The sequence below is a fragment of the Paraburkholderia graminis C4D1M genome, from assembly GCF_000172415.1.
In the GTDB taxonomy this organism is placed as follows: Bacteria; Pseudomonadota; Gammaproteobacteria; order Burkholderiales; family Burkholderiaceae; genus Paraburkholderia; species Paraburkholderia graminis.
In genome coordinates this window covers 102,515-116,473 of sequence record NZ_ABLD01000016.1, presented here as the reverse complement: position 1 = coordinate 116,473, position 13,959 = coordinate 102,515, and the positions used below count along the sequence as shown (strand labels likewise).

Here is a 13,959-nt window from a genome sequence, read left to right as displayed (position 1 = left end):
CGGCCGCGAAGCCGCGTTGACCTATTCAGATTGCCACTATGCTGACTACGATTCGCAACGAACCGGCTGCGACGGTTGCTTCTATGAGTTCTTCTGCTACCGCTAACGCTACCGGGAGCGAAGCGCCGAGCCAGGCGCTGGCGATTGCGCGCAAGTACGCGGCGCTGTCGCCGGAACGTCGGCGGCGGTTTCGCGAGAAGGCGCGCGAGCAGGGTATCGATCCCGCGCGTCTGCCGATTGTGCCGTTGTCGCGCGAAGTTGATGACGCAACTAAATCAGCAGACGCAGAGGCGTCGAGCGCCGATGCGTCTTCTTCGTTTTCGCGCGCGGCAACTTATCCGCTCGCTCCCGCGCAGGAACGTCTGTGGTTCCTCTGGAAGCTCGATCCGCTGAACCCCGCGTATAACCTGTCGCGCGCGCTGCGTTTGACGGGGCATCTCGATGTGCGTGCATTGCGCCGTGCGTTCGATGCGCTCGTCGCTCGCCACGGCGCGTTGCGTGCACGCTTCGTCGAGACGCGCGGCGTCGCGGCCCAGCGCATCGCTGCGGACGCGTGCTACCTGTGGCGCGAACATACGCTCGACGATCCCGCGCAATTGCGCGACATGCTGCGTGCCGCCGCGCGCGAACCGTTCGATCTCGAGCAAGGGCCGCTGCTGCGCGTCGACCTCATCGCGATCGATGCGCAATGTCACGCGCTGTCGATCGTCGTGCATCACATCGTGTCCGACGGCTGGTCGCAGGCGCTCTTCGTTCGCGAACTGGCGGCGCTGTATCGCGCGGCGCTCGATGGTCAGCATGACGCGTTGACTTGCGCACTGCCGCCGCTCGACATTCATTTCGGCGATGTCGCGGCGTGGCAGAACGAATGGCAAGACGGCGCATTTGCCGACGACCTCGCGTACTGGAAACAGCGCCTTGGAGCCGAGCGTCCCGCGCTCGAATTGCCGTTGGACCGGCCGCGAGCAGCGGTGCGTGGCGTCGAAGGCGGACGCGTGCGGCGCGATGTCGGCCCGGCGCTTGCCGAGCGTCTTCGCGAACTCTCGCGCGCACAGCGCACGACGCTTTTCACCGTGTTGCTCGGCGCTTATGCCGCGCTGCTGTACCGCTACGGCGGTCAGCCGGGCTTGCGGATCGGCGTGCCGTCGGCGGGACGGCAGCGCAGCGAGAGCGAAGGGCTAATCGGTTTTTTCGTCAACACGCTTGTGATCGATGTGCACGTCGACGGCACCATGCCGTGTGCGACGTTGCTGTCGCGACTGCATGAGCGCGTGCTCGAGGCGCATGCGCATCACTCGATACCGTTCGGCCGCATTCTCGACGCGTTGCGGATCGATCGCGAGCTCGGACGCTCGCCGCTGTTCCAGGTCATGTTCAATCTCGAGCAGGCGACGAGCGAGGCATCGGTTGCGATGCCCGGTCTCGTCGTTGAGCCGGAGGCGGGCGGCACGGATACGGCGCGTTTCGATCTGGTGCTGAACGTCGTCGACGATGGGCGCAGCTTGCGCCTGATGTTCAACTATGCGGCCGATGTGTTCGATGTTGGCACTGTGGAGCGGATTGCATCGCAGTACGAAGCGGTGCTTGAGCAGATGGTTGATGATGTGCGGCGGCGGGTTGGCTCGTTGGCGTTGCCTTTGCAGCATGAAGCGAAGCCGCTGACGTCCTATGCATTCGAGTCGCTTGGGATGGCGCTTGCGGCGCAGGCAAAGCGTACGCCGCAGGCGATTGCGCTGCGCTGCGAAGATGAGTCGCTCACGTATGCTGAACTTGATGCGTGGTCGGCGGCGGTGGCTGCACGGCTTGTCGCGCGAGGTGTGGGTGCTGAGCGGCGCGTGGGATTGTGTGTTGCGCGAGGACCGGCGCTGATTGCGGCGTTGCTTGGAATTATTCGCTCCGGTGGTGCGTTCGTGCCGCTCGACCCGGATTACCCGGCCGCGCGCCTCGCGCAGATGATCGGCGATGCCGGGATCGTGCAGGTGGTGGCGGATGCGGCGAGCGCGGCGCGGGTTGCTGAGGTGCTTGCGGGGTGTGAAGTAGTGGAGGTAGGGGCAATGGCGGTAGCTGCGGCTGCTGCGGAAGCGCACGCGAAGGCGCAGTCACAGTCGCAGTCGAACGTTGCTTCAGCGGCGCCACGGACGGGCGCAGCGCGCGAGTCACTGATGGGCACTGAGACACCGCAACACTCTGACGCAGAAACGATGATAAGCACAGCCACCGAGCAAGAGTCGAAGCCGCACACCGACATCGCGCTGCACCCCGACCAGCTCGCCTACGTGCTCTACACCTCGGGCTCGACCGGCAGACCCAAGGGTGTCGGCGTGAGCCACGGCGCGTTATGGACCCACCTGCAGGACTTCCTCACAACCTACGGAATCAGCGACGACGACACAGTCCTCCACTCATCGACGATCAATTTCGACGTCGCGTTGCACGAAACGCTGCCCGCACTCCTGCGCGGCGCGACGGTGGAAATGCGCGGCGTACAGCCGTGGGATCTGCAAAGCCTGAGCGAGCGACTGGTCAAGCGCCGCGTGACGTTCGCGCGGATTCCGACGGCGCTGTGGCAGCAGTGGCATCGTCATGCGCCGCCGCGCGCGCAGCTTGCGCTGCGTCAGGTGACGGTCGGCGGCGAGGCGCTGCCTGGCGACGCGCTCGCGCGCTGGTGCGACGGACCGCTCGCGGACATCCGGCTCGATAACCTGTACGGACCAACCGAGACGACAGTCGCCGCGTTATGCCGCCGCACTGTGGCCGCGGACGTCCACGACGTGACGGTGCCGATTGGCCATCCGTATCCGGGCCGCACGGCGCGCGTGCTGGATGCATTCGGCGATGAAGCGCCGGTCGGCGGGCTCGGGGAACTGTGCATCGGCGGGCCGACGGTGGCGCGCGGTTATCTTGGCCGTGCGGGTCTCACTGCCGAGCGCTTTGTGCCCGACCCGCACGGCGCGCCGGGCGCACGCATGTATCGCAGCGGCGACCTGTGCCGCATGCGCGCGGACGGCACCGTGGAGTTTCTCGGACGGCTCGATCAGCAGGTGAAGCTGCGCGGGCAGCGCATCGAACCTGGCGAGATCGAGGCGGTGTTGCGTCAGTGCAAGGGTGTGCGCGAGGCGGCGGTGATTGTCGTCGGCGAAGGGCAGACGCAGCGGTTGGCGGCGTATGTGGCGGGCGAGGGTGGCGCGGTAGAGGCTGACGTGGCGGCGACGGGCGTCGCGAGTACCGATGCAGCGCAGGTCGGCGTAGCGGGTGCAGAGATAGCAAAGACCACCACAACCACATCACCCACCCTCGACACCGCACGCCTTCTCCGCGAACTCGAGCACAAGCTTCCGGCCTACATGGTCCCTTCATCGGTGACGATACTCGCGCGTCTGCCGTGGATGCCGAACGGCAAGCTCGACCGCGCCGCACTGCCCGCACCGCAGACGGGCGCACGCGAGTGCGTGCCGCCATCGAACGAGATCGAATCGGTGCTGCTGTCGATCTGGAGCGCGGTACTCGGACGCGACGATCTGGGCGTCACCGACAACTTTTTCGAAGCTGGCGGCGACTCGATCCAGAGCCTGCAGATCATCGCGCGGGCGCGCGAGGCGGGCTGGCGGCTGACACCGCGGCAGATCTTCGAGCATCCGACGGTGAGCGGTCTCGCGCAGCGCGCGCAACGGCTCGATTCGCATATCGCGCATGAGGCCGACGACGGCGCGCCGCTCGCGCTGACGCCGATCCAGCGGCTGTTCTTCGAGCGCTATCCGCAAGGGGAATCGCACTGGAACCAGGCGGTGCTGCTGAAGGTGAAGGGGCGGCTCGTGCCTGAGGCGCTCGAGCGCGCGGTCGCTGCCCGGAGGCGCGCCACGACGCGCTGCGTCTGCGCTTCGTAAAAGAGGCGGGCGAGTGGAAGCAGACCGTAGCGAGCGGAGAGTCTGCGGACACACTGACAGGAGCGACGCACGATTCACAACCGTCACAAGCGTCGCAAGGCTCACAAGTATCGCTGTCGTCAGAGGAACCGCGGACCACACACGTATCGCAGCCCGCCACCGCCATCGTCCGCCACGAAAAACTCTCGTCGCTCGCAGACCTTGCAACCGCCTGCACCAACATCCAGTCGAGCCTCGACATCGAGCGCGGCCCGCTCTGGCGCATCGGCTGCTTCGAGACTCCAAACGAAACCCGTCTGCTAATCGCGATCCATCACCTGTCAGTGGACGGCGTCTCCTGGCGCGTGCTTCTCGACGAATTGCAAGCCGCCTATGAACAAGCCGAACGCAACGAGCCCATCCACCTACCAGTCCCGTCGATGCCCTGGCGCGTATGGGTCCGTGAACTTCATCAGTATGCCGAATCATCGGAGCGTGTCGCTGAACTCGCATGGTGGCAAACCGCGCTCGACGCGCCTGCATTGCGCGCCGGCCCGCTGTTTCCGGCCATCGAGCCGCATCCGCAGCCGCAAAAGACGCTGCTGAAAAAGCTCTCGCCCGAACTCACCGCGGCGCTCCTGCATGAAGCACCGCGCGTGTACCGGATGCGCGTCGACGAAGTGCTGCTTGCGGCGCTCGCGCGCGCCATCGGCGATGCGGTGTCGCGTGATGAAGTGCTCGTCGAACTGGAAGGCCACGGTCGCGAGGATGTCATCGATGGTGCCGAGCTGAGCCGCACCGTTGGCTGGTTCACGAGCCAGTATCCGCTCGCGTTGCCGCGCGGCACCGACCCTGCCGATGCGCTGCTGCAGGTGCGCGAGCGTCTCGCGGCCGTCCCGTTGCGTGGCCTCGGCTGGGGCCTGCTCTCGTGCTGCGCGGACGCCGCGAGTCGGTCGGCGCTGCGCGCGCTGCCCACGCCGGAGATCGGCTTCAACTATCTGGGCCGCTTCGATCAAACTTTCGACGATGCAAGCCGCTTCGGCTTCGCGGCCGAAACGCCGGGCGACGCCATCGCACCCCGCGCGCGGCTGCCCGACCGTGCGCTCGACATCAACGGCTGGATTTCCGGCGATTCGCTCGCGCTCAACTGGGGCTACGCGCCGCAGTTCGCGTCGGACGCGCTCGCCGAAAAATTGCTGGCGTCGTTCGAGTCGTCGCTCGTCGCGCTGGTCGAACATCTGCGCACCGCCACATCGCAACAGCAACCGCAACAGCCACAACAACCACAAGCCCCCAAACCGCGCCCACCCGTTCCCGATTCCGTCGAAACGCTGGCGCAGCGCGACACCATCGCCGCAAGCTGGACCGCGCGCGCCGTCTACGAAGCCAGCCTGCCCGTGCCTCCTGCCGATGCGCTCGCCGCCTGGTTCGCGCGACGCCGGCCGCAAGCTGCAAACGCTCGCCCCTTGGCCGCACCATCGCCGGCCGTGCCGCTCAACGCGCTCGGCGCGCCGGCCACGCTGTTCTGTCTGCACCCCGGCTACGGCATGGTCGGCGAATACCGCACGCTCGCGCAGGCGCTGAACGGCCGCGTGAGCTGATCGCCATTCAGGCCCCGGCTGTGCGCGGCGAGCCGTGGCAAGGCGAGACGTTCGAAGCGCTCGCCGCGCACTACGCCGACAGCATCGGAGCGCTCCAGCCGCACGGCGACTACGCGCTGCTCGGCTGGTCGTTCGGCGGCCGGCTCGCGATCGCCATCGCAGATCATTTCGAGCGGCGCGGCATGCGCGTGTCGTTCGTCGGTATCGTCGATACGGCGACGCATCGGGAGGAGGGCGCCGGCTCTGCCACCACCGTCAAAGAAGACGAAGGCGAAGACAGTCGGCCGGCCGCCGCGCTTACGCTGCTCGACAACGCGGGCCCGTCGCTGCTCGGCGACGCGCTCGCCGCCGACGCGTTGCACGCCGATCTGATGTCGCGGCATGTGCTGCCGCGCATCGCCTGCGATCTGCATGTGTGGCGCGCGCTGCGCATCGCCGATCCGCGTCGCAGGATGGCGTGGGCGGACCGCACGCGTGGCCGGCTGCACGAGTTCGACGTCGACGCGAGTCACTCGAGCATCGTCCACCATCCGATTCTTGCCGCGCAGCTTGAGCAGTGGTTCGCACCATCGGCGCCGCAAAGCGAGGCGACGGCACGCACTCAGCCCGATCCCGTCGCCGATCTTCACCGCTAGCACCCCCAGCCGCTGGCGCGGCGGGCACGCGTTTTCGCCCGCATCGCGCCAACGGCTGTGTCTCCCGTTCCCCACAGTTTTATTCGCATTGAATGCGAACGATTATTGTTTACATTACTATCCCGTCTTGAGAGAATCACCGGGCACCAGGCCGGCGTCCGCGCGTCTGGCTTGATTCGGGGATAGAAGAAAGGGGATCAAGAAGAATGAAGGTTGAGAAAGCCGGGAAATGCGTTGCTTTGCGGGAGCGCGGCTTGCCGCACCCGCGTCCGATTTACGTCGCGTTGATGCTGGGTCTGGCCAGCCTCGGCGCGCACGCGCAGGAATCGCCGGCCGCTGCATCGGGCACGGACGCCGCGAAGGAATTGCCTGCCGTTCAGGTGCGCAGTTCTGCTGAAGATCCGCTAGGGCCGGGCGTCGGCTATGTCGCCAAACGTTCGATGACCGGCACCAAGACGGATTCGTCGCTGCTGACGAATCCGCAGAGCGTGTCCGTCGTCACGCGCCAGCAGATGGACGACCAGGGCGCGCAGACCGTCGACCAGGCGCTGCGCTACACGCCGGGCGTCTATTCGCAGGACGGCACCGACATCCGTTTCGATCAGCTTTACGGCCGCGGTTTTCCGCTCGACTCGTATCTGGACGGACTGCATCTGTATCAGTCGCCGCGCTTCGCCACGCCGCGCATCGACCCGTACTTCATGGAGCGCCTGGAAGTGCTGCATGGCCCGGCGTCGGTGCTGTACGGGCAGGGCAGTCCGGGCGGTCTCGTCAATTACGTGAGCAAGCTGCCGATGGAGCAGCCCTATCACGAAGTGATGATGCAGATCGGCAACCACAACAACTATCAGTTGGGCTTCGACCTGAGCGGTCCCGTCGACAAGAACGGCACCGTGCTGTATCGGCTCACGGGTGTCGCGCGCACTGCGGAGACGCAGGTCAGCGACATCAAGGACCAGCGCCTTGCAATCGCGCCGTCGGTCACGATCCGGCCGAACCGCGACACGACGTTCACGCTGCAGGGCAGCTTCCAGCGCGACCCGAACGGCGGTCTGTTCAACCCGGTGCCCGCCGGCGCGACGTTGTTTAGTAACCCGAACGGTCAACTCGGGCCGGACAAATATTTCGGCGATCCTGATCGCGACGGCATGCATCGCACGCAGTACTGGTTCGGTTATCAGTTCGATCACGCGATCAACGACAAGATCAGCGTGTCGCAGAATCTGCGTTATCTGCATATCGACCAGCATTATTACCAGACCTCGGTGACGAGTGCGCTCGGCGCGGATCAGCGCACGGTGTCGATGTGGGGCAACGTCGACAACGAGCACTACACGCAATTCCAGGTCGACACGCACGCGCAGGCGAAGGTGGCGACGGGCGCCGTTCAGCACACGTTGCTGTTCGGTCTCGACTATCAGCGCTCGATGCTCGGCGACACGGAAGGCAACTCCGTCCTCGGTACGGTGGATCTGTACAACCCGAACTTCTCGTCGCTGCCGATGCAGCAGGCCAACACGCGCCTGGATTATTCGTTGAGCACGGTCGGCGTGTATGCGCAGGACGAAGCGCGCTGGCGTAACTGGGTGCTCACGTTCGGCGTGCGCCAGGACTGGACGGGCGGCAATCAGCAGACCACCTTGCTCACGACGGGAAAGGGCAGCATTTACCACACGAACGATCATGCGTTCACGTGGCGCGCGGGCCTCGCGTATCAATTCGAAAGCGGCATCGCGCCGTATGTCAGCTATTCGCGGTCGTTCCAACCGGTCCTGGGCGCGACGTTTTCCGGCGCTCCGTTCTCGCCGACGAAGGGCCGGCAAGTCGAAGCGGGCGTGCGTTATCAGCCGAAATGGTTTGACGGCTTCTTCTCGCTCGCGGCGTTTACGCTCACGCAGGACAATGTGTCGGTGGTCGATCCGAATAATCTGGGCTACACGATACAGACCGGCCAGGTCCGCTCACGCGGCGTCGAGTTCGAAGCCCACGCGAACGTCACCGCCGATCTGAAAGTGATTGCGTCGTACACCTATCTGAACCAGCAGGTGACGAGCACCACGACGCCCACCAGTTTCGGCAAGCGTCCGACCATCGCGCCGCGCAATACCGCTTCGCTGTGGGCCGATTACACGTTCCACCGCGGACCGCTGCGCAACTTCGGCGTCGGCTCCGGCGTGCGTTATATGAGCAGTTCGGCGGGCGATGCAGCCAACACCTTCACGGTGCCGGGGCGTGTGCTCGTCGACCTCGGCGCGCACTACGACATTCAGAACTGGCGCCTGTCGCTCAATCTGAACAACGCGTTCGATCGCGAGTACATCTCGTACTGCACGACCGCCTCGGTGTGCTACTGGGGCGCGACGCGCACGGTGCTCGGCACGGCGCGCTATCAATGGTGATCGGCATGACGAAGGGCCCGGCGGATCGCATGCGGCACACGTTGCCATGACGACAGGCGTGCGCTTTAACGGCAAGCGGCGCCTCGCGCTTGCGGGGTTGGGCGCGGCCGCGCTTATGGCGGCGGGCGCACGGTCGGCGCGCGCGGCGGATGCGGCGGGTGCCGTTTCTGCGGCCGCTTCGATTTCAGGCTCGGCCGCAGGCTCCGCAGCGGCGCCCGCCGCTCGCGTCGTCGTGCTCGACTGGCCGCTGACGGAAGTCGTGTTGTCGCTCGGCGTTGTGCCCGTCGGCGTGTCGCGTCCCGCGTGGTATGCGAAGCTCGACGGCGTTCCGGCGTTGCCGCCGTCGGTCGTCGATACCGGCTTGCTGTATCAGCCGAACTTCGAAGTGCTCGCTGCGCTAAAGCCCGAGCTTATCGTCATCACGCCGTGGCATGCGCCGCTGCGCGGGTTGCTCGAACGCATCGCGCCGACGCTGACGGTGCAACTGTTCGGCCCCGGCATCGACGTCTATCCGGCCGTTCACGCCGCGACCCGCAAGCTCGCCGACGCGCTCGGCCGCAACGCGGCGGCCGATGCGCTGTTCGCGCAAGCCGATGCCCGCGTCGCCGATGCGTCCGCGCGTCTCGCGGACTTTCGCGCGATGCGGCGTCCCGTCTATCTACTGCGTCCGATCGACGACCGTCACATCGCCGTATTCGGCAGAAACAGCCTGTTCGGCGGCGTGCTCCACGCGCTCGGAATCGATAACGCGTGGCAGGACTTCGCCGATCCGCAAGGCATGACCGAAGCGGACCTCGGCGCGCTCGCACGACATGCCGATGCGCAAGTCGTCACCATCGGCGTGCCGCCCGGCGTCGCGGCGCAACTCGCGCGCAGCCCGTTATGGGGCGCGCTGCCGTTCGTGCGGCAAAACCGCGTCCGGCACATCGGCCCGTTGCCGGCGCTCGGCGGCCTCGTCGCGTCGATGCGTTTCGCCGACAGCCTCGCCGGCGCGCTGCAAGGAGTCACCCAATGAACCGCTCGACGGCGACTGTCACCGCGGCCGCGCCGCGCGCGTGGCGGCTGCCCGCGCTGCTGCTGATGCTGGCCGCGTGGCTCGTTTATCACACCCTGTCCGCGCGGCTGCCTGTCGCGCAATGGCCCAGCGCGCTGCTGCCTCGTGCCGATGCCACGTTGCCGCAGCTTGTCGTGCGCTATGGCTGGCTGCCGCGCTTCGCGATCGCGCTGATCGCCGGCGCGGCGTTGTCGCTGGCGGGCGTGGTCTTTCAGCAGGTGCTGCGCAATCCGCTGGCCGAGCCGCTCACGCTCGGCGTGTCGGCGGGCGCGTATCTCGCGTTGACGATCGCCGCGGTGGCCGCGCCCGCGCTCGCCGTCGATATGCGCTTCGCGGTCGCGCTGGCAGGCGCCGCGCTCGCGATGTTCGCCACCATGGCGATGACATGGCGCAAGGGCTTCGCGGCGGTCTCCATCGTGCTCGCGGGCATGATCGTGAATCTGTACTGCGGCGCATTGTCAGTGATCCTGACGATTGTGTTCGAGCGTTCGTTGACGTCGGTGTTCATCTGGGGCGGCGGCTCGCTCGTGCAAAACGGCTGGGCGAGCGTCGTGTGGCTGCTGCCGCGCGTGCTCGCCTGCGGCGTCGCCACGGCGCTGCTGGTGCGTCCCTTAACGCTCTTTTCACTCGACGACGGCAGCGCGAGCCAGCTCGGCATGTCGCTGAAATGGACGCGTCCGCTCGCGCTCGGCGTCGCCGTCACGTTGAGCGCGTTCGTGGCGAGCGCGGTCGGCGTGATCGGCTTCATCGGACTCGGCGGGCCGGTGCTCGCGCGTCTGATGGGCGCACGGCGCGTGCGCGATCAGTTGCTATGGGCGCCGTTCGTCGGCGCGCTGTTGCTCGCGATCGCCGATCAGGCCGTGCAGAGTTTGCCGAGCGTACTCGGCGAACTGCTGCCGACGGGCGCGGCGGTCGCGCTCTGCGGCGGGCCGCTGCTGCTGTGGATGCTGCGCCGCGTGCATATCGAGGCGCCGCGTCCCGCGTCTGCGGAGAACGCGCCGCCGCGTCGTGCGTTAACGATGCCCGCACTGCTGCTCGGCGGCCTGCTTGTAGCCGCGGTCGTCGTGTCGCTGCTCTTTTCGACGACGCTGCACGGCTGGCAATGGACCGGCGCGCAGCAATGGAGCGACGTGTGGTTCTGGCGCGTGCCGCGCCTCGCCGCATCGCTCGGCGCGGGCGTGATGGTGGCGCTCGCGGGGACGATCCTGCAACGCGTCACCGGCAATCCGATGGCAAGCCCCGATCTGCTCGGCGTGAGCGGCGGCGCGATGCTCGGCATGCTGGCCGCGGCGGTCATGGCGAGCGCGCCGTCGACGCCCGTGCTGCTCGCGGGCTCGTCGGCGGGCGCGCTGATCTGCCTCGTGACGATCGTCGCCCTTGGCCGCCGCAGCGGTTTTGCGCCGGAGCATGTGCTGCTCGCGGGCATCGCCCTCAGCGCGTTTTCGCAGGCCGTGGTGATGCTCGCGACGGCGAGCGGCGGCGCGTACGCGAACCTGCTGCGTCCGCTGCAATATGGCTCGACCTACCTGATCGCGCCCGCGACGGCAATCGCCGTCGGCGCGTGCACGGTCGTCGCGGTGGTCGTCGCGTATCTGGGCGCGCGTTGGCTCGAGATCCTGCCGCTCGGCGCGAACGTGGCGAATGCGCTCGGCGTCGGCGCGCAACGCGCGCGGCTCATGCTGCTCGCGCTGGCCGCGATCCTCACGGCGGGCGCGACGGTCGTGATCGGCCCGATGTCGTTCGTCGGCCTGATGGCGCCGCATCTCGCGCGGCTGCTCGGCTTTCCGCGCGCGCGTTCGCAGATGCTCGTCGCGGCGCTGATCGGCGGCTTGCTGATGGTGTTGTCGGACTGGCTCGGCCGCAACATGATCTTTCCGCAGCAACTGCCGGCCGGCGTCATTGCGACGCTTCTGGGCGGGCCTTATCTGATGTGGTTGCTGCGTCGTTGATGCGTCGAACAAGTTGAGCCGAGGCGCGCATCGCGCGCCTCATGACTCTCGACGAACCCCGCTGCGTCAGAACGAAAACGTCGTATTCAACATCACGAGCCGCGCTTCGCCGACCGCGATAATCAGATTGCTGTTGCTCGACGGATAGTACGTTTTGTCGAACACGTTCTTCACATTCAGTTGCACATGCGTCGGGATCTTGCCGATCTTCGTGTCATAAGCGGCGAACAGATCTGCCACGACATAACCCGGCAACGTGAAGCTGTTGGCCGTGTCGCCCGGACGCTTGCTCACTAGCCGCGCGCCGCCGCCAAAACGCCATTGCCCCGGCAGATACGGCAGCATCGTGTCGTAGACAGCGAAGACACTGCCGGTATGGCGCGCCGCGTTCACGAGGCGCGTGCCGTTGTCGCGGTCGGTTGCGTTCGTGTACGCATAGCTGCCGATCACGCTCACGTGCTGCGTGACCCGTCCGGCCACATCGAGTTCGATGCCGCACGACCTCGCGCTGCCCACCGTCTCGGTCGTATCGCCGACTGTGACCGCCACATTGTTCTTGTCGATCTGATAGACGGCGAGCGTGCCCGTGATGCCGTGCGCGTCGAACTTGAGGCCCGTTTCATAGACGCGTCCACGCTCCGGCGCGAGCGGCTCGCTGACTTGCGTGGCGACGTTCGGCACAAACGATTTGCTGAAGTTCGCGTACGCGGACAGCGCCGGCGTGAGCCGGTAAACGAGGCCGAATTGCGGCAACCACACCTGCCCATGCGAGTGACCGGCAATCACGAACGGACGGCCCACGCCCGACAGTTGCTGCCAGTTCTCCCAACGCAGGCCGCCGACCGCGATCAGCCTGTCCGTCAGATGAACCGTGTCCTGCGTCACGACGGAATAGGTATGCACCTTCGACAAGCTGTCGCTCTGCGTCGCGCTCGGCGTGCCGCCCGGCGACAGTTGTCCATAGACGGGGTCGAACAGATCGAAGCCCGACACCGCCTTGCCGCGTATGGTGTCGCCGCGGAAGCTGCGTTGACGCTCGTACTCGCCGCCGACGTACAACTCGTGACGCATGCCGCCGAGCTTCAGATTGCCGAGCACGCCGACGGTCGCGATCTCGTCGGAATCGTTGCGCTGCAGATTCGCATCCGACGAGCGGCTCATGATGCCGGTCTTGCTGTTGAACGCCGTCGCGCGCGTGATGTACTGGTCGTAGCGGTCGCGGCTCCATCCGTAGGTTGCGCGCACGCGCCATTCGTCGGAAAAGCGGTGTTCGATTTTCGCGCGCAGCGTTTCCTGCTCGCCTGAGTTTTGTGCCCACGCTTCTTCATAGCGCGTGTAGCGCAGCGCATCGTCGGGATGACCGTTGACGAGGACGGTGCCGCGGTCGAACGGCGTCGTGTAGTCGACGTACTGGTAGCTCACGTCGATCGACGTATTCGCGTCGTGCCACGACAGCGACGGCGCGATCAGCGCGTCGCGCTGGCGTCCGAAGCTGCGCCAGTAGCGCGCGGTGTTGTACTCGCCGGTCAGGCGAAACGCGAGCGTGCCGCCCGCGACCTGGCCCGCTTCGCCGATCGGTCCGGTGAGGTCGAAGCTCGTGCCGCTGCCGCGATGGCTCGTGTAGTTCGCAGAGACCGAGCCGTGAAAAGTGTCTTCCGGTTTGCGCGTGATCAGGTTGATCACGCCGCCTGGCTCCTGAATGCCGTAAAGCAGCGAAGCCGGGCCCTTGAGCACTTCGACGCGGTCGATCGTCGCGAGATAGTTGTGAAGCGTCGGCGAGCGCATGCCGTCGACGAGAATCGAGCCGTCGTCGTTCGAGCCGAAGCCGCGCTTGATGAACGCATCGCGCGTTCCGCCGAGCGTGTTCGTTTGCGTGATGCCGCTCACGTTGCCGAGCACGTCGTCGAGCGTGCGCGCCTGCTGGTCCTGCATCACGCTCGAGCTGACCACCGCGACGGACTGCGGAATGTCGCTGATTTTCGTCGCGATGCCGCTCGCGGTTTCACTCGTGCGCGGACGATAACCGGCGGTCGGGTCGGCGAGCGCGGCGGCCTGCACGGCGACCGCCGGCAGTTCGGTGGGGGCGGCGGTCGAGGCGGCGGGCGGGGCGCTCGCGACATCCGGCGAAGCGGCAGCGGCCATCGCGGCGGGCGCGGTCGCCATGTACATCAACATCGAAAGGGGAATGCGGAGGCCGCGGCGGCGAAAGCGGCCTGGCGGCACGGAGGTTTTGACGAAGCGCATGGATGGTTTGAACGACAGATTCCTGGACGACGCGTATCCCGCACCAGAGCGGCCGGGCAGCTCAGCGGCGTCGGTTGTTATTAAGGATGCGAGAGGATAATGTAAATGAGAATGATTATCAAATCAAAACATAATGACGCGGACTCGCGGATGCCCACCGCGCCAGCAAGACCGGCTGCGTTGCTCTAAACTAGCCGCCGCTCACGCCAGCCAC

At 66.4% G+C, this 13,959-nt stretch carries 7 protein-coding genes; 6 read left to right on the top strand and 1 reads right to left on the bottom strand.

All coding sequences use genetic code 11. The features are described from left to right. The first annotated feature begins 83 nt into the window (after window positions 1–83). The 6 genes from BGRAMDRAFT_RS36160 to fhuB all read left to right on the top strand — a co-directional run bounded on the left by BGRAMDRAFT_RS36160 (window position 84) and on the right by fhuB (window position 11,501). Window positions 84–3,884 (top strand): amino acid adenylation domain-containing protein, encoded by a 3,801-nt coding sequence (locus BGRAMDRAFT_RS36160; protein WP_415857592.1) that lies wholly within the window; start codon window positions 84–86, stop codon window positions 3,882–3,884. Further along, window positions 3,866–5,464 carry a condensation domain-containing protein gene (locus BGRAMDRAFT_RS36155; RefSeq protein WP_415857593.1) on the top strand — a complete coding sequence of 533 codons (1,599 nt, stop codon included), beginning with the start codon at window positions 3,866–3,868 and terminating at the stop codon, window positions 5,462–5,464. Before BGRAMDRAFT_RS36160 ends, BGRAMDRAFT_RS36155 begins: the two co-directional genes overlap by 19 nt. Window positions 5,465–5,484: 20 nt before the next feature. Then, window positions 5,485–6,099: a thioesterase domain-containing protein gene (locus tag BGRAMDRAFT_RS36150; RefSeq protein ID WP_006051167.1), complete on the top strand. Its 615-nt coding sequence runs from the start codon at window positions 5,485–5,487 to the stop codon at window positions 6,097–6,099. 206 nt (window positions 6,100–6,305) lie between these two features. Further along, window positions 6,306–8,498 (top strand): TonB-dependent siderophore receptor, encoded by a 2,193-nt coding sequence (locus BGRAMDRAFT_RS22635; RefSeq protein WP_006051166.1) that lies wholly within the window; start codon window positions 6,306–6,308, stop codon window positions 8,496–8,498. A gap of 46 nt (window positions 8,499–8,544) precedes the next feature. Continuing rightward, window positions 8,545–9,513, top strand: a complete 969-nt coding sequence (locus tag BGRAMDRAFT_RS22630) for an ABC transporter substrate-binding protein (RefSeq protein WP_006051165.1) — start codon at window positions 8,545–8,547, stop codon at window positions 9,511–9,513. Further along, entirely contained in the window at window positions 9,510–11,501 is a 1,992-nt protein-coding gene (fhuB, locus tag BGRAMDRAFT_RS22625) for a Fe(3+)-hydroxamate ABC transporter permease FhuB (protein ID WP_006051164.1), read from the top strand. The genes BGRAMDRAFT_RS22630 and fhuB overlap by 4 nt, the downstream gene beginning before the upstream one ends. Window positions 11,502–11,567: 66 nt before the next feature. Here fhuB and BGRAMDRAFT_RS22620 read toward each other — a convergent pair whose 3' ends face one another. Then, window positions 11,568–13,745: a TonB-dependent siderophore receptor gene (locus BGRAMDRAFT_RS22620; RefSeq protein WP_006051163.1), complete on the bottom strand. Its 2,178-nt coding sequence runs from the start codon at window positions 13,743–13,745 to the stop codon at window positions 11,568–11,570. Window positions 13,746–13,959: the final 214 nt, after the last annotated feature.

Coding starts and splice junctions, on each gene's coding strand:
- BGRAMDRAFT_RS36160 (WP_415857592.1), top strand. CDS start 84: ATGAGTTCTTCTGCTACCGCTAACGCTACCGGGAGCGAAGCGCCGAGC.
- fhuB (WP_006051164.1), top strand. CDS start 9,510: ATGAACCGCTCGACGGCGACTGTCACCGCGGCCGCGCCGCGCGCGTGG.
- BGRAMDRAFT_RS22620 (WP_006051163.1), bottom strand. CDS start 13,745: ATGCGCTTCGTCAAAACCTCCGTGCCGCCAGGCCGCTTTCGCCGCCGC.
- BGRAMDRAFT_RS22635 (WP_006051166.1), top strand. CDS start 6,306: ATGAAGGTTGAGAAAGCCGGGAAATGCGTTGCTTTGCGGGAGCGCGGC.
- BGRAMDRAFT_RS22630 (WP_006051165.1), top strand. CDS start 8,545: ATGACGACAGGCGTGCGCTTTAACGGCAAGCGGCGCCTCGCGCTTGCG.